The sequence below is a fragment of the Microbispora sp. GKU 823 genome (assembly GCF_002027145.1).
GTDB lineage: Bacteria > Actinomycetota > Actinomycetes > Streptosporangiales > Streptosporangiaceae > Microbispora > Microbispora siamensis.
In genome coordinates this window covers 98,414-114,136 of sequence record NZ_MWJN01000016.1, presented here as the reverse complement: position 1 = coordinate 114,136, position 15,723 = coordinate 98,414, and the positions used below count along the sequence as shown (strand labels likewise).

Below are 15,723 nucleotides of genomic sequence, written 5' to 3'. Positions count from 1 at the left end.
GCGCCGCGTACGGGTCGACGGGCGTGGGCCCGCGCTGGTCGGAGCTCTCCCTCACCTGAGCACCCTCCCCCCTGAGGCACGGAGCCACATAAAGGGCCGCAACACGGACTCTGACGTGCGACAAGGACCTGCGGGGTCGAGGCGGTGGGCCGCCTCGACGCCGCCGAGGCGGACGTGCGGATCGACGCGGCGGGCAAGCTCGTGCTGCCGGGCCTGATCGACTGCCACGCCCACGGCGACGCGGCCGTGTTCGACCCTCTCGTGCAGCACGCCGCGCTGCGGCAGGGGGTCACCACGTTCGTGCTGGGACAGGACGGGCTGTCGTTCGCGCCGGCCACGTCCCCGGCCGCCTTCGCGTACGCGAGCCGCTACTTCGCGGCGGTCAACGGCCCGCACCCGCACGTGGACGGGCCGGTCAGCGTCGCCGAACTGCTCGCCGGATACGACGGCGGGACCGCGCTCAACACCGTCTACCTGCTCCCGCACGCGACGATCCGGTTCGACGTGATGGGCCCGGCGGAACGGGCCGCGGACGAGGACGAGACGCGGGCCATGCTCCGCAGGGTCGAGACGGGCCTGGCCGAAGGGGCGGCCGGACTGTCGTCGGGGCTGGAGTACGCCCCCGGCCGGTACGCCGACGCCGCCGAACTCGCCGCCCTGTGCCGGCCGCTGAACGGCCTGCCGTACGTGACCCACATGCGCGCGTACGGCGCGTCCGCGTCGGTGGGGATGGCGGAGGTCGTGGAGATCGCCCGGCGGTCCGGCGCGGCCGTGCACGTCTCGCACCTCCACGGCCCGGCCTCCACCCTGCTGCCGCTGGTCGAGGACGCCCGGCGGCGGGACGTCGACCTGACCTTCGACACCTATCCCTACCTGCGGTCCAGCACGATCCTGGCGATGGTGACGCTGCCGCCGTGGGTGCCCGCCGCCGACCCCGACCGCGCCGTGGCGATGCTGTCCTCCGAGCGTGACCGCCTCGCCGAGGAGTGGGCGGGACGCGACGACCTGTGGCCGCGCATCACGCTCTCGCACGCCCCAGGGTTCGAGTGGGCCGAGGGGATGACCCTGCCCGCCGCCGCGGCCGAGTACGGCGCCACGGCCGCCGAGTTCTGCCGGGTGCTGCTGGTGAAGACCCGGCTCCAGGCGGGCTGCGTGCAGGCCCGCCCCGACGAGGGCCCGGCGGGGGAGGAGTCGGTGCGCGCGGTCATGCGCGACCCCGGCCACACCGGCGGCTCCGACGGCATCTACGTGGGCGGCCATCCGCACCCGCGCGGCTTCGGCGCGTTCGCCCGCTACCTCGGCCGGCACGTGCGCGAACTCGGCGACCTCACCTGGGAGCAGGCCGCCGTGCACCTGGCCTCACACCCGGCGCGCCGCTTCCGGCTGCCCGACCGCGGTCTCGTACGGCCTGGTCAGGCCGCGGACCTGGTCGTCGTCGACCCGGCCACGGTGGCAGACACCGCGACCTACGAGGACCCCCGGTCGCTCGCCGTGGGCGTGGACGACGTGCTCGTCGGCGGCGTGCCGGTGTTGCGCGGCGGCGAGCTCACCGGCGCCACCCCCGGCCGCGCGCTCCGCCCCTCCTGAAGGCAATCGGGGCTGGGTGGGCGCCGCGTCGTCATCGCCGATCGGTGCGGGACATCTCCTGGTCTCCGGCGACGACCAGGCCGGACTCGTACGCGAAGACGACGGCCTGCGCGCGGTCGCGCAGGTCCAGTTTCGTCAGCAGGTTGCTCACGTGACTCTTGACCGTGTGCTCGGTGACCACCAGATCAGCGGCGATCTCGGCGTTGGACCGGCCGCGTGCGAGCAGCCGCAGCGTGTCCATCTCCCGGTCGGTCAGCTCACCGAGTCGCTGCCGCAGCCGGGGCCGGGCACGTCCACGCCCGACGAACTCGGCGATCAGGCGCCGGGTGATCGCAGGGGCCAGCAGCGACTCCCCCTCGGCGACCAGGCGGACGGCGCGTACGAGGTCGTCCCGCCGTACGTCCTTGAGCAGGAAGCCGCTGGCCCCGGCGCGCAGGGCGTCGTAGACGTACTCGTCGACGTCGTACATCGTCAGGACCAGCACCTTCGCGTCGGTCCTGCGGCACACCCGCGCGGTGGCCTCGACGCCGTCCACGCCGGGCATCCGGATGTCCATGAGCACCACGTCCGGCGCCAGTTCGACCGCCTTGGCAACGGCCTCGGCGCCGTCGGCCGCCTCGCCGACCACGGTGATGTCGTCGTGGGCGTTGAGGATCATCGCGAAGCCACCGCGGAACAGGTCCTGGTCGTCGGCGACGAGTACGCGCAGCATGCCGTCAGCCGATCGGCAGGGTCGCGGTGACGGTCAGACCCGGGTTCCCCGGCCGGACGGCAAGCCGGCCGCCGCAGGCCGTGACCCGCTCCCGCATCCCGATCATGCCGTGTCCTTCCCGTAGCTCCCGTCCGCCCCGGCCGTCGTCGGCGACCTCGACGTCCAGGGTGTCACCGGACCAGTGGAGCCCTACGCGGACGGTGCTCGCTCCAGCATGCCGGATCGTGTTGGTCAGCGCCTCCTGGATGATCCGGTACGCGGCGATGTCCACGTCGGAGGGAAGGCGCCGTGGCTCGCCACGCACGTCGGCGGAGACGTCCAGGCCGGCCCGGCGGGCGTTGTCCAGCAGACCGGGCAGGGCGTCGAGCCCGGGCTGCGGCCCCCGGGCCGGAGCCGGACCACCGGGTGCCTCGCTTCCGCGCAGCGCGCCGAGGATCAGGCGGAGCTGGCCGATCGCGTCCCGTCCGGCCTCGGCGATCGCCTCGAAGACCGCCTCGGCCTTCTCCGGGTGATCGCGCGCCACCAGCGGGCCGGTCTCCGCCTGGATCACCATGAGGCCGACCGAGTGGGTCACGATGTCGTGCATGTCGCGGGCGATCCGGGTGCGTTCGCGGGCGACCGCGGCGGCGCGTTCCTCGCGGATGCGGGCTTCGCGCTCCCGTTCGGCCTCCCGGCCGGACCGCCGGGCCCGTGCGCCCACGCCCAGGGCGTACGCGGCGACGATCGCGGTGAGGAGGTAACGGTAGGTCTCCAGATCCTCGTGCGGGACGACGAGCGACACGGCCACGCCGGCGGCGAGACCCGCGATGCCCGCAGCGCGCCACGCCCGGGAGAGATCCGCCGCCGCGAACGTGTAGGTGAACACGAGCACGCCGTAGGGCAGCAGCAGCAGAGTCGCGGAGTGCGGCAGCGACTTCGCCGCGATCGCCAGGATCGTCGTGGCGCAGCCCACGACCGCCCCGACGGGGAGAACGGCGCGGCGCCGCCACAGCACGGGCACCGACATCAGGACGGCGAGCGTCACGGCCCACCACGGCTGCCGGTACGGGACGAGGACGGGCGTCACCGTCATCACGGTGACGACGGCGGCGATCGCGACGTCGGCCCTTGACGCACTGAGGATGCTCGCCCGCATGACCGGCTCCGGGGGTTGTCGGAGGGAACCCGGCAAGACTATTCGCGCGGCACCCGCCGTCGCCTCCACCGCCCGGCCGATGGCCGTCTCACTCCTTCGAGTGAAACCGGCTGCCCCGACTCTCCGAGCGGTCCCGGTCCCTGCGACCGGCACCCGGATCGTTCCCGCCGGTGATGTGCGTCCGGGCCGGAGCCTGGAGGGTCGGGGCGGCTGGAGAAGGAGGCTGCACGATGAATTCACCGATTCGGCGTCTGGCCGTGGTGCTCGTCGCCACGGTGCTGTCCGCGACGCTGTTCACCCTTGGCACCGGGCTCACGCCGGTGCCCTGGCTCACCTGGGTCGCACCGCTGCCGGTGCTCGTCCTGGCTCACCATGTCGGCGCCCGCGCCGCGTTCCTCGCGGCGTCGGCCGCGTGGCTCGGCGGTGAGACGGCGATGTGGGGCTACTTCCTCGACACGGTGCGGATCCCGCCGCCGATGGTCGTGTCGATGCTCGTCGGGTCGGCCCTGCTGTTCGGGCTGGTCGCCCTGTTGTCACGGGCGCTGATGCTGAGGGGACGTCCGCTGACGGCGGTCGTCGTCGTGCCGGCGGCCTGGGTCGCCGTGGAGTACGCGACCTCGGTGCTGTCACCGAACGGGGCATGGTGGAGCCTGGCCTACACCCAGGCCGGCGTCCTTCCGGTCCTGCAGACCGCCTCGGTCACCGGACCGTGGGGAATCACCTTCCTGATCCTCGTGGTTCCCGCGGCCGCCGCCGCGCTCCTCGCACCGTCCCCCGCAGCACCGGGGGCGGCCGGGCGGCTGCGGGTGGCGGTCACCACCGCGATCGTCCTGGCCCTGGCGGTGGGGTACGGCGCCTGGCGGCTGCGCGCGCCGTACGGTGAGGGCTCGGGCTCGGAGAAGGTGGCGCTGCTCGTCGCCGACCGGGACGGCTGGGTCCCGGTCGCCTCGGCGGAGGGACGTGACCTCCTCGGGCGGTACACGGCGCGGATCCCGGGCCTCGCCGCACGCGGCGCGCGGGTCGTGGTCATGCCGGAGAAGGTCTTCATCGCCGACGACGCGACGCTGCCCGCCCTGGCGGAGCCGCTGGCGCGGCTCGCCGCCGACCACCACGTCGACATCATCGCCGGGCTGGTCCTCAAGCGGTCCGGCAGCCTCCGCAACGCTGCCATCGACTTCCCCGCCGACGGGAGCCGGCCGGTCGAGTACTTCAAGCACCACCTCATCCCCGGACTGGAAAGCGATTTCCAACCCGGGGACCGTATGGCCTTCGTGCCCGGTTCGGGCTCCCGCTGGGGGATCGCGATCTGTTTCGACCTGGATCTGCCCGGTCTGGTGCGCGACTACCGCAGGAGCGGCGCCACGACGATCTTCGTGCCCGCCTGGGACTTCGACCGGGACCGCTGGCTGCACGGGAGGATGGCGGTCACCCGGGGCGTCGAGACCGGGCTCACCGTGGCGCGCGCGGCGCGGAACGGCGACCTGGTCGTGAGCGACGCCAACGGCCGGATCCGGACCGAGGCGCACAGCGCGGACGCGCCGTTCGCGTCCGCCCTCACCACGCTGCCCACCCGCTCGGCCGACACGCCCTACACAAGGTTCGGCGACTGGTTCGCCTGGGCCTGCGCGCTCCTGCTGGTGCTCGCAGTCGCCTTCCTGGCCCGCACTCGGAGTGCGCCGGCCGGAACTATCCGGCCAGGACCTGGCGCAGCGTGACGGCGAAGTTGTCCGGGTCGCCCGGCGTGCCGAACGTGTCGTCGAGGAACCCACCGTGGTTGCTGGGGAAGATCACGGGTTTGGTGCCGAGCCGCTCGGCGACCGCCTCGCCCGCGCGGCGGGCCATCTGGCCCTCCGACTCGACTCCGACGCCGACGACGACGCGGGTCGGGGCCGCGCGGAGCGCGTCGAAGTCGGGCTCGTAGTGCGTGCAGGTCATGAGGTTCTGCTCGAACATCACGTCGCCACGCGAACCGTCGTCCTCCGCCGGCAGCCCGAACTCGGCCGGGCTCGGCATGGGCTGATCGGCGAAGTCCGCCGGGATCTCGCCCTGGTGACCGACGACCACGATGAACTTCACCATCGCCGGGCCGAAACCCTGCCGATCGTACGTCCGCCGGATGTCGGCCACGGCGGCCAGCGCCTGCTCCCGGTCCGGCAGCACCTGGGTGGCCGGCGGCTCGTGCGCCACGAGCGTGCGCACCTGTTCCGGATGCCGGGCCACGAGCGCGAGCCCGTTGACCGCGCCTCCGCTGCTGGCGAAGATGTCCACCGGCCCGCCTCCGAGCGCGTCGATCAGGCGGTGCAGGTCGTCGGCGTGCAGATCGGGCGTCGACTCGGCGGCGCCGTCGGTCCGCGTGCTCCGGTCGCTCCCGCGCGGGTCGTAGGTCACCACCGTGCGGTCCTGGAAGTGCCTGGCCAGGGCGGCGAACCCGGCGGCGCCCATCGGCGATCCGATCAGCAGCAGGATCGGCTCGGTGGCTCCCTCGGCCTCGCGCACGTCGTAGTGGAGAACGCAGCCGGGCACCTCAAGGGTGTGCGTCCTGGGCTCGGGCATGGAGTCGCTCCTCTTCGACGCGGGTGAGGCGGCCAACCCTATCTCGAACGTGTCATCGAATGAAGGGCGATTCGCGGAATCGGCGGAGGCGTCGATTCGACCCGGCCGGGGTCACAGGGCCGTACGCGCCTGTTCCACGTGCCGCGCGATGCCCAGAGCGCCGCTCTCCTCGGCGAGGGCGGCCGCCTCGTCGAGCAGCCGCAGGGCGTCGTCCCTGCGGTCCTCGGCGGCGGCGATGTAGGCCAGCCCGACCAGGTTGGCGGCGACACCCGGATGGAAGCCGAGCTGCCGGCGCAGCCGCACCGACTCCTCCAGCCGTTCCCGGGCCGTCTCCAGCCGTCCGGCCCTGTGCTCCGCGATGCCCAGGTGCCTGAGCGCGTAGGACATCGTCAGCCTGTCGCCGGCCCTCGCCGCGAGCTCATGCGACCGCCGGAAGGCGGGCCCGTTCGAGTCGTACGTCGCCGCTCATCCCGATTCCATTCGTGATCACCGCGGTGCGAGGTCGCGAGTCTACCCCCGCCGTGGTGGTCCAGTACGATCCACAAGGTGGTCTGAACCGGGACAGCGAGGGGGCGGCGTGGGTTTCGCGGACGGCCCCCGAAAGGACGGCACAGAGCCCCTGTCGCGAGGGCTCCCCGAGATCGTCGTCGACGCGCGTACCCGGGGTTTCCTGTGGCCGGGCGAGCCGATCGGCGGCCGTGAGTTCGCCGAGGCCCGGCACTCCCTGTTCGACGGCACGTTCACCTGGCCGGTGATGACGGCGCGGCGCTCGGCCCTCGACCACAACATCGCGACGCTGGCCCGCTTCGCGGACCGGCACGGGCTGGCCTTCGCGCCGCACGCCAAGACCACGATGTCGCCGCAGCTCGTGCGGGCCCAGCTCGACGCCGGGGCCTGGGGGGTCACCGCCGCCACGCCGGGCCAGGTGCTCGTCCACCGCTCCTTCGGCGTCCCCCGCGTGCTGCTGGCCAACGAGATCTTCGACCGCGGCGCGCTGCGCTGGCTGGCCGGCGAGATCGGGCGCTTCGACTTCCTCTGCTACGCCGACTCCGTCGAGGGCGTGCGCGTGCTCGACGAGATGGCCGGCGACGTGCCGTTCCGCGTGCTGGTCGAGCTGGGCCACCCGGGCGGCCGGTCCGGCTGCCGCGGCCAGGACGAGCTGCTGGCGGTGGCCCGCGCGGTGCGGGAGGCCAGGGGGACCGAGCTGGCCGGGGTCGCCGGATACGAGGGGACCCACCACGAGGCCGCCGAGGTGCGCGGGTTCCTGCGCGACCTGGCCCGCGCGGCGCGGACGCTCGCGCCGGAGGTGGCCGGCTCCATGGTGGTCTCCGCCGGGGGCAGCTCGTGGTTCGACCTGGTGGCCGAGGAGCTCGCGCCGCTGACCGGGGAGCTGGGCGCGACCGTGGTGCTGCGCAGCGGCGCCTACATCGCCCACGACGACGGCTACTACCGGGAGCACACGCCGTACAACCGGCTGGAGGGCGAGCTGCGCCCGGCGCTGGAGGTCTGGGCCCAGGTCCTGTCCGTGCCCGAGCCCGGTCTCGTGCTGGCCGGCATGGGCAAGCGGGACGTCCCGTACGACATCCACCTGCCGTTCCCCAGGGCCGTACGGCGCGGCGGCCGGGGCCCGGCCGAGCCGCTGGCCGGGGTGACGGTCGTCAAGGTGCAGGACCAGCACGCCTATCTCAGCGGCGACGCCGGGCTGCGCCCGGGAGACCTGGTGGCGTTCGGGCTGTCCCATCCGTGTACGGCCTTCGACAAATGGCGCGTCATCCCCGTGGTGGACGACGACGACATCGTGGTTGATTTGATCAATACGTGTTTCTGATGGAGCGGTGACAATGGCTGGCAAGCAGGAGATCCGTACGACCGCCGGGGCCGCGCCGATCGGCGCCTACTCGCAGGGGCTCGTGGTGGGCGACTTCCTCTACACCTCGGGAATGGGGCCGCTCGACCCCGAGACCGGCGAGGTCGTGGGCGACGACGTGGCCGCCCAGACGCATCGGACGATGCGCAACCTCGGGGCGGTGCTGGAGGCCCACGGCCTGACGTTCGACGACGTGGTGAAGGCGACGGTCCACCTGCAGAACCTGAAGGAGGACTTCGCCGCGTTCAACGAGGTCTACCAGTCCTACTTCACCCGGCCCTACCCGGTGCGCACCACCGTGGGCTCCGATCTCATGGACATCCTCGTCGAGATCGACTTCGTGGCGTACGCGGGCCGCTGACGATGGACAGCGCCCTGTACGTCTTCGTCGAGGACCTGCGCGCCGAGGGCGTGCGAGGGCTGCTCGACCGGGCCTCGGCGTACGGCGTGCGAGGCGTCGCGGTGGCCGCGGCCTATCGCCAGGCCAGGGACGTGACCCCGCACGGGGCGTCGCGGCTGACGCTGCGCCGTGACGGCGTCCACTTCCCCCCGCCGGACGACCTGTTCGGCGGGCTGCGCCTGACCCCGCCCGTGCAGCCCGGGGCGGAGGACCGGCCGCTCGACGAGTTCCGCCGGGCCTGCGCCGACCGGGGGATGCGGCTGCACGGCTGGACGGTCTTCCTGCACAACGCCACCCTCGGCCTGGCCCACCCCGACGTGACGGTGGAGAACTGCTTCGGCGACCACGGCTCCCCGGCCGACCTGTGCCCCTCGCACCCCGACGTACGGGCGTACGCGGTGGCCCTGGCCCGGGCCGTCGCCCGGCAGGGAGTGGACACGGTCGTGGCCGAATCGCTGCACTTCGGGGCCTTCGCGTACGAGCGGTGCCAGGTGGCGCTCGGCCCCATGGACGCCTTCCTGTTCGGCCTGTGCTTCTGTGCCCACTGCATGCGCCGGGCCGCCGACCTCGGGGTGAACGCCGAGGTGGCCAGGCAGGAGTGCGCCAGGATCGTCGGGGGCGTGCTCGACGGCGATCCCCCCGCCGAGGGTGAGGTCACGCGGGCGGCGCTGACGGCCTACGCCGGTCCCGAGGCGGTGGCGTACGCGCGGGCCCGCTCCGAGAGCGTCACGTCGCTGGTGGGGGAGGTCGCGGCGGCGGTGACGGCGGAAGGCGCGCGGCTGACGTTCATGGACGCGACGGGCGCGGCCAAGGGCTACGCCCACGGGCTGCCCTCGGCCGGGCTGGCCGCGCACGACTCCTGGCAGCTCGGGATCGACCTGGTGGCGCTCGGCGACCTGGTCCCGTCGTTCGCGGTCCTCGGATACGCCAGGGACCCCGCCCGGGTGGCCGACGACGTCGCGGCCTACCGGCGTTCGGTGGGCAAGAACCCCGAGCTGAGGGTCGTGCTGCGCCCGGGCGCCCCGGACACCGACTCCGCCGAGCGGCTGGCCGCCAAGGTCCGCGCGGCCCGTACGGCGGGGGCCGGGGCCGCCGACTTCTACGCGTACGGCCTGGCGCCCTTCGAGGCGCTCGGCCGCATCACCGAGGCGCTCGTCTGAAGCCGGAATCGAGGTTCTCGACGGGCCGACACCCGTCCGCCGGCCCTGACGCCACCGGCATCTTCTCGGTGCCGACGATACGTACCGGAGAGTTATGGTCGGCAGGCGAGAACGCCGGGTACGCGGCTGTAGCGGTCGACCCAGCCGGCGAGGCCGGCGTCAATGTAGCCGAGGCACTGCAGGATGGTGTGGTGATCGGCCTGCAGATGGCGGTGGTAGATCGGGCAGTGATGAGCGATTTTGTTGCGCAGCACGCGTAGGTGGTCGAGATTGCGGTGCAGTTCCCTGCGCCCGCCTCGGTACCCCGGGAATGCCCGGTGCAGGGCCGTACGCCACAGGCGTTGGTCGTAATTGTTGCCGGGGCCGAGCAGGGAGGCCCAGAAGCCGAAGGGCAGTTCGTTCTCAATCTGGTCGGGGGTGGCCGTACGGCCTTGCCTGCGCAGTTGATCACGGGCCTCGCTGATCTTGCGCTGGGCACCGAAGTGCAGGTCGGCATCCTCCCACCAGTCGGCCCGCTGGAACAGCCTCACCAATTCACGGCTGAGGACGCTGCGCAGCGCGACCTCCAGGTACTGCAGTGGGCCGTAAAATGCCGCGCAGATCTCCGTGTTCCAGCAGTGCAGGCGCAGCGCAGCCATGGTCTGTCCGTCGCACCGTGCCTCGTACTCGGCGATACGAGCGACCGACAGCACCTCCCGCAGCCGTGCGGCCTCGGTCTCTTCCATTTCGTGCGCGTGCTCCCTGTGCTACTGTGAGTGACATAAGCCCCGGTGTTGCCTCTGCTACGGTATGCAGCCGGGGCACAGCTTTGTGTGAGCAAGGGTGCCATAGGCGTCTCGCCGCGCGGGTCAACTCCGAGCAGTCCGCCGCTGGGTGCTTTCTGCTTGTCGCTGTGGGGTCTTGCGGCGTCGTGTCGGCCGGGTTCGTCGCCGATCTCCTGCACGGCCGTACGGCTCTCGCCTGGCCGCGGCTGTGAGCGGCGGCCGGTGCGCCGGGTGTCACGGCCGGTGGGTCTGTTCCGGCTGGACCAGGGCGTCCGTGAGGACGGCCAGACCTGCGGCGACCCGCGCGGTGTCGCACTCGCGCAGCACGGCGGTGACGTGCTCGGCGGCCAGCGGGGCGAGCAGCGCGTGCGCGAGATAGTCGGCGTCCGCGCCGGGGCGCGCCTCGGCCAGCAGGATCGCCAGGTGGCGGTGCCAGAAACGGTAGGAGCCGATCCGATACCGGGCGCCGGTGCTGGCGGTCTCGGAGACGCGCAGCAGATCGAGGTGTTCGAAGAGGTAGCCGGCGTAGGCCTCGACGAACGCCCGCACCCGATCGCCGGGTGAGGCGCCGGGCCCCAGCGGCGGCGGCCCGGACAGGATCCGCTCCTGCAGTTCCCGTTCCTTGTCGTCGAGCAGGGCCGCCACGAGACCCGACTTGTCCCCGAACCGGCGGAAGAGCGTGCCCTTGCCCACCCCGGCCTCCGCCGCCACCGCGTCCATCGAAACGGCTTCGACGCCGTGCTCCCGGAACAGCTTCGCCGCCGCCTCCAGCACCCGCCGCCGGTTACGGGCCGCGTCCGCGCGTTCACGAGGTGGGTCTCCCAGCAGGGAGACGAGATCCCTTGACGAACCGGACTGCGGTCCGGTAGTTTTCGAGCTGTTCACACAACCGGACTGTAGTCCAGTTACTTGGAGGACGCAATGACCGCTCTCATCAGCAGGGACGAGCTCAAGGCCGCCATCGACGCCGGGACCGTCACCGTCGTCGACGCGCTGGGCGGCGACTACTACGCGCAGCAGCACCTTCCGGGAGCGATCCCGCTGACGGAGGCCGAGGTCGCCGATCGGGCCGCCGAACTGCTGCCGGACAAGAACGCCGCGATCGTCACCTACTGCTCGAACCCCTCCTGCCCCAACAGCCAGGCCGTGGCCAACCGGCTGACCGCGCTCGGATACACCGACGTGCGCAAGTATCGGGAGGGCATTCAGGACTGGGTCGAGGCCGGTCTGCCGGTCGAGTCGCTGACCACGGCGTCCTGATCGCCCCGGCCGTTCAGGCGGAGCCCCGGACGACGAGCTCGGTGGGGAGGATCACCGGGTCGGCCGGGCCGTCCTTGAACAGGCCCAGCAGCAGCCGGACCATCGCGGCGGCCTGCTCGATGATCGGGTGCCTGATCGTGGTCAGCGGGGGCTCGGTGTAGCGGGCCGCCTCGATGTCGTCGAACCCGACGACCGCCACGTCGTCCGGCACCCGGCGGCCCGCCTGGCGCAGGGTCTGCAGCGCCCCGATGGCCATGAGGTCGTTGGCGACGAAGACGGCGTCCAGGTCCGGGTCGTCCTGCAGCAGGTGGCGCATGGCGACGGCGCCGGACTCGCGGGTGAAGTCCCCGACGGCGACGATCGACCGCCGGTCGGACTCGCGCAGCGCGTCGCGGTAGCCCTTGAGCCGGTCCTGGCCGCCGATCATGTCCTGCGGCCCGGCGATCGTGGCGATGCGCCGCCGCCCGCTGTCCAGCAGGTGGCGCACCGCCTTCACCGCGCCGCCCACGTTGTCGTTGTCCACGTACGGCAGGGGCACCGGCACGGCCGGCCTGCCGTACGAGACGACGGGGACGCCCATCCGCGCGATGGCGGAGGGCAGCGGGTCGGCGCCGTGCATCGAGATCAGCATGACCCCGTCGACGTGGCCGCTGGCGATGTAGCGCTCGATCCTCGCGTGGCTCTGGGCCGAGCCGCCGAGCATGAGCACGACCTGCTTGTCGGCGGCCTCGAGCTCCAGGCTGGCCGAGCGGATGACCGTGGAGAACATCGGGTCCTCGGAGAAGACCCTGGTCGGCGGCTCCGACACGACCAGCGCGATCGAGTCGGTCCGCTGGGTGACGAGACTGCGCGCCGCCGAGTTGGGGACGTATCCCAGCTCGTCCACGGCGCGCATCACGGCATCCCTGATCTGCGGTGTCACCGTCATCTGCCCGTTGACGACCCGGGAGACGGTGGCGCGGGAGACCCCTGCCCGCGCCGCCACCGCCTCCAGAGTGGGTCGTTTCATTCATTCCCCCATAAACCCATTGCGTTTGATGACGTCTCGATACCACAGCGCGCTGTCCTTGGGAACGCGTCGCTGGGTTTCGAAGTCGACGTACACGATGCCGAACCTCTTGTGGTAGCCGAAAGCCCACTCGAAGTTGTCCAGGAGCGACCATACGAGATAACCCCTCAGGTCCGCACCGGCGGAGATCGCGGCGTGCGCCGCCCGCAGGTGGCCGTCGAGGTAGGCGATGCGGTCCTTGTCGTGTACCTCGTCACCGGTGAGGTGGTCGTCGAAGGCCGCGCCGTTCTCCGTGACGAGCAGCCCGACCTCGGGATAGTCGCGCGACAGCCGTACGAGCAGGGTCTCCAGGCCGGACGGCTCGATGGGCCAGTCCATCGCGGTCGTCGGGCCGGTCGGCGGCTCGAACCGGATGCCCTCGGTGCCGGGGAAGGCGAGGTTGGCCGGCTCACCGGGCGCGGCCGACACGAAGGACGGGTTGTAGTAGTTGATGCCGAGCAGGTCGATCGGCTGGTGGATGACGGCCAGGTCGCCGTCCCTGACGTGGTCCAGGCCGCCGTGGCGGGCGGCGATCTCCAGTACGTCCTCCGGGTAGCGGCCCCGCAGCGCCGGGTCGAGGAACTGCCGGTTCATCAGCGCGTCCACGCGCGCGGCCTCCTGGTGGCCGTCGTCCGTCTGGATGACCGGCGCGAGGTTGAGGGTGAGCGCGACCTCGGCGGCCCCGGCCGCGCGCAGCGCCTGCGCCGCCAGCCCGTGGCCGAGCAGCAGATGGTGGGCGGCGCGGAACGCGGCGGCCGGGTCGCGCCTGCCCGGGGCGTGGACCCCGGAGCAGTAGCCGAGGAAGGCGGCCACCCACGGCTCGTTCAGCGTCGTCCAGGTGCGGACGCGGTCGCCGAGCCGCTCGTGCACGACGGCGGCGAAGTCGGCGAAGCGCGCGGCGGTGTCCCGTACGGCCCAGCCGCCGGCGTCCTCCAGCGCCTGCGGCAGGTCCCAGTGGTACAGCGTGGGGTAGGGCGTGATGCCGTGGGCGAGCAACTCGTCCACCAGCCGGTCGTAGAAGCCGAGGCCGGCGGCGTTCACCTGCCCCGCCCCGGTGGGCAGGATCCGCGGCCAGGCCACGGAGAACCGGTAGGCCGCCAGACCCAGGCCGGCCATGAGCCGTACGTCCTCGGCGTAGCGGTGGTAGTGGTCGCAGGCGACGTCACCGGTGTGGCCGTCGGCCACGTTGCCCGGGACGCTGGAGAAGGTGTCCCAGATCGAGGGGCCCCTGCCGTCCTCGGCGGCGGCGCCCTCGATCTGGTAGGCCGCCGTGGCGGCGCCCCAGACGAAGCCGTCAGGGAAGACCATCTTCGACGATCCGGTCCCCCGAGATGCCATGGTCGTCGCCGTCATCCCTTAACAGCTCCCTGCATGATGCCTCCGATGATCTGTTTGCCGAGCAGGACGAAGATGAGCACCAGCGGCAGGGTCGCCACCGCCGTGCCCGTGAGGCCGAGCGTGAAGTCCCGCACGTAGCCGCTGGCGAGCTGCGACAGCGCGACCTGCACAGTGGGATTGTCCGGGGTGAGGACCACCAATGGCCAGAAGTAGTCGTTCCAGGCCGTCATGAACGTGAGCATGCCGAGCACCGCCGCCGCGGGCCGCGCGGCCGGGAGCACGACGTGCCAGAACAGCCGGGCCGTGCTGCACCCGTCGATCCGGCCCGCCTCCAGCAGCTCGGTCGGCAGCGCGCGGCTCAGGTACTGCGTCATGAAGAACACGCCGAACGCGTTGACCAGCGCCGGGACGATCACGGCGTACATCGTGCCGGTCCACTCCAGCTTGATCATCAGCATGTAGAGCGGGATGATGCCGAGCTGCGTCGGGACCATCATCGTCACGACGGTCATCAGCAGGAGCACGTTGCGCCCGCGGAAGCGCAGCTTGGCGAACGCGAAGCCGGCCAGGGTGGAGAAGAACATCACCGACACCGTGATCGTCCCGGCCACGACGAACGAGTTGAGCAGCGCCAGCGCGAACGGCGCGGTGTCGAAGACCCGCTGCACGTTGGCGAAGAAGTTGCCGCCGGGCAGCAGCGGCGGCGGCACCTCGGCCAGCGCCGCGTTGTCGTGCGAGGCGACGATCACACTCCAGTAGACCGGGAACGCCGAGAAGAACGCCACCGCCACCAGGGTGAGATAGGTGAGCGGATGCCCGCGCAGCGCTCTAAGCATCGAGGCCTCCCCGCATGCGCCGTACGACGAGATAGTTGAACGCCACGACCACGACCACGAGCAGGAACATCATCCACGCCGCCGCCGAGGCGTAGCCGAACTCGAAGCTGCGGAAGCCCTTCTCGTACAGGTAGAGGGCCAGGGTCTGGAACTGGCGGTCGGTGCCGCCCGTGGCCGCCGCGCCGTTGCTGACCTGCGCGCCGAACAGCAGCGGCTCGGCGATGATCTGCATCGACCCGATCGTGGTGACGATGACGGTGAAGATGACGGTCGGCCGGATCATCGGGAGCGTGATGCCCCACAGCTGCTTGAGGCTGGACGCGCCGTCGAGGGTCGCCGCCTCGTAGATCTCCTTCGGCACGGCCTGCATGGCGGCGAGGTAGATGAGCGCGTTGTAGCCGGTCCACCGCCACACGATCATCACGGCGATGGCGACGTGCGAGGTGGCCACGCCCGCCTGCCAGTTGATCCGGCCGAACCCGAGCCATTCGAGCACCAGGTTGATCAGCCCGAAGTCGCGCCCGAAGAGCTGGCTGAAGATGACCACCACGGCCACGACGCTGGTCACGTTGGGCAGCAGGAGCGTGATGCGGAACAGCGTCTGTGCCCGCAGCGGCCGGTTCAGCAGGTGTGCCAGCACGAGCGCGAGCAGCAACTGCGGCACCGCGGACAGGACGCCGATCGACAGCGTGTTGAACGCCGCGTTCCAGAAGTAGCCGTCGGCGAACAGCGCCTTGTAGTTGTCCAGGCCGATGAACGGGTTGTCGCTGCTCAGCAGGTTCCAGTCGTGCAGCGACACCCAGGCCGTATAGATGAGCGGGAAGACGCCGAAGGCCGCGAAGAGCAGGAAGAACGGCGCGACGTACGCGTACGGCGAGGCCTGCCGGTCCAGCCGGTGCAGGCGGGAGCGCCAGCCCGACGCCGCTCGCGTGCGCGCCGGCGGGCCCAGGCCCGCAGGGCCGTCAAGGGATGACTGCGCGGACGGGGGGCCGCCGGGGGAGGGCGCCACGGTCCGCAGGGACCCGCCCGGGGGTGATGCCATGGGAGATCCTCCTCTGGGCAG

General features: G+C 71.9%; 16 protein-coding genes. 6 read left to right on the top strand and 10 right to left on the bottom strand.

Translation table 11 applies throughout. The features are described 5' to 3' along the window. Positions 1 to 144 precede the first annotated feature (144 nt). Positions 145 to 1,587 carry an amidohydrolase family protein gene (locus B1L11_RS11695; protein WP_079314488.1) on the top strand — a complete coding sequence of 481 codons (1,443 nt, stop codon included), beginning with the start codon at positions 145 to 147 and terminating at the stop codon, positions 1,585 to 1,587. Between the two features lie 31 nt (positions 1,588 to 1,618). On the opposite strand, the gene B1L11_RS11690 is transcribed toward B1L11_RS11695, so the two are convergent. Both B1L11_RS11690 and B1L11_RS11685 read right to left on the bottom strand, forming a co-directional pair. Continuing rightward, positions 1,619 to 2,299: a response regulator transcription factor gene (locus B1L11_RS11690; protein WP_079314487.1), complete on the bottom strand. Its 681-nt coding sequence runs from the start codon at positions 2,297 to 2,299 to the stop codon at positions 1,619 to 1,621. Between the two features lie 4 nt (positions 2,300 to 2,303). Further along, entirely contained in the window at positions 2,304 to 3,434 is a 1,131-nt protein-coding gene (locus B1L11_RS11685) for a sensor histidine kinase (protein WP_079314486.1), read from the bottom strand. 230 nt (positions 3,435 to 3,664) lie between these two features. Between B1L11_RS11685 and B1L11_RS11680 the strand changes: the two genes are divergently transcribed. Continuing rightward, positions 3,665 to 5,149: a nitrilase-related carbon-nitrogen hydrolase gene (locus B1L11_RS11680; protein ID WP_179155090.1), complete on the top strand. Its 1,485-nt coding sequence runs from the start codon at positions 3,665 to 3,667 to the stop codon at positions 5,147 to 5,149. On the opposite strand, the gene B1L11_RS11675 is transcribed toward B1L11_RS11680, so the two are convergent. After that, entirely contained in the window at positions 5,121 to 5,987 is an 867-nt protein-coding gene (locus B1L11_RS11675; protein WP_079314484.1) for an alpha/beta fold hydrolase, read from the bottom strand. The two genes, B1L11_RS11680 and B1L11_RS11675, sit on opposite strands and share 29 nt — an antisense overlap. A gap of 111 nt (positions 5,988 to 6,098) precedes the next feature. Next, positions 6,099 to 6,374, bottom strand: coding sequence for a tetratricopeptide repeat protein (locus tag B1L11_RS11670; protein ID WP_079314483.1), 276 nt, complete (start codon positions 6,372 to 6,374; stop codon positions 6,099 to 6,101). Positions 6,375 to 6,564: 190 nt separating this feature from the next. Here B1L11_RS11670 and B1L11_RS11665 point away from each other — a divergent pair, with 190 nt between their 5' ends. Genes B1L11_RS11665 through B1L11_RS11655 form a run of 3 tightly spaced genes read left to right on the top strand, consistent with a single transcriptional unit; the run spans position 6,565 to position 9,414 of the window. Further along, positions 6,565 to 7,815 (top strand): alanine racemase, encoded by a 1,251-nt coding sequence (locus tag B1L11_RS11665; protein ID WP_256862433.1) that lies wholly within the window; start codon positions 6,565 to 6,567, stop codon positions 7,813 to 7,815. A gap of 13 nt (positions 7,816 to 7,828) precedes the next feature. Further along, complete coding sequence (locus tag B1L11_RS11660; protein ID WP_079314482.1) at positions 7,829 to 8,215, top strand: Rid family detoxifying hydrolase; 387 nt, start codon at positions 7,829 to 7,831, stop codon at positions 8,213 to 8,215. Between the two features lie 2 nt (positions 8,216 to 8,217). Next, on the top strand, positions 8,218 to 9,414 hold the full coding sequence (locus B1L11_RS11655) for a hypothetical protein (RefSeq protein WP_079314481.1): 1,197 nt from the start codon (positions 8,218 to 8,220) through the stop codon (positions 9,412 to 9,414). Positions 9,415 to 9,506: 92 nt separating this feature from the next. On the opposite strand, the gene B1L11_RS11650 is transcribed toward B1L11_RS11655, so the two are convergent. Further along, a complete protein-coding gene (locus B1L11_RS11650; protein WP_079314480.1) occupies positions 9,507 to 10,139 on the bottom strand; it encodes a hypothetical protein in 633 nt (210 codons plus the stop codon). 273 nt (positions 10,140 to 10,412) lie between these two features. After that, positions 10,413 to 11,063, bottom strand: a complete 651-nt coding sequence (locus tag B1L11_RS11645) for a TetR/AcrR family transcriptional regulator (RefSeq protein ID WP_179155089.1) — start codon at positions 11,061 to 11,063, stop codon at positions 10,413 to 10,415. A 36-nt stretch (positions 11,064 to 11,099) separates the two neighbouring features. On the opposite strand from B1L11_RS11645, the gene B1L11_RS11640 reads away from it, so the two are divergent. After that, positions 11,100 to 11,438 (top strand): rhodanese-like domain-containing protein, encoded by a 339-nt coding sequence (locus B1L11_RS11640; protein WP_079314479.1) that lies wholly within the window; start codon positions 11,100 to 11,102, stop codon positions 11,436 to 11,438. Between the two features lie 13 nt (positions 11,439 to 11,451). On the opposite strand, the gene B1L11_RS11635 is transcribed toward B1L11_RS11640, so the two are convergent. From B1L11_RS11635 to B1L11_RS11620, 4 genes are read right to left on the bottom strand one after another with little or no spacing between them, the layout of a single operon-like run. After that, entirely contained in the window at positions 11,452 to 12,447 is a 996-nt protein-coding gene (locus tag B1L11_RS11635; RefSeq protein WP_079314478.1) for a LacI family DNA-binding transcriptional regulator, read from the bottom strand. Further along, complete coding sequence (locus tag B1L11_RS11630) at positions 12,448 to 13,839, bottom strand: GH1 family beta-glucosidase (protein WP_079314477.1); 1,392 nt, start codon at positions 13,837 to 13,839, stop codon at positions 12,448 to 12,450. Then, positions 13,836 to 14,660 carry a carbohydrate ABC transporter permease gene (locus B1L11_RS11625; protein WP_079314476.1) on the bottom strand — a complete coding sequence of 275 codons (825 nt, stop codon included), beginning with the start codon at positions 14,658 to 14,660 and terminating at the stop codon, positions 13,836 to 13,838. Before B1L11_RS11625 ends, B1L11_RS11630 begins: the two co-directional genes overlap by 4 nt. Then, positions 14,653 to 15,702 carry a carbohydrate ABC transporter permease gene (locus B1L11_RS11620; protein WP_079314475.1) on the bottom strand — a complete coding sequence of 350 codons (1,050 nt, stop codon included), beginning with the start codon at positions 15,700 to 15,702 and terminating at the stop codon, positions 14,653 to 14,655. The genes B1L11_RS11625 and B1L11_RS11620 overlap by 8 nt, the downstream gene beginning before the upstream one ends. Between the last annotated feature and the right edge of the window lie 21 nt (positions 15,703 to 15,723).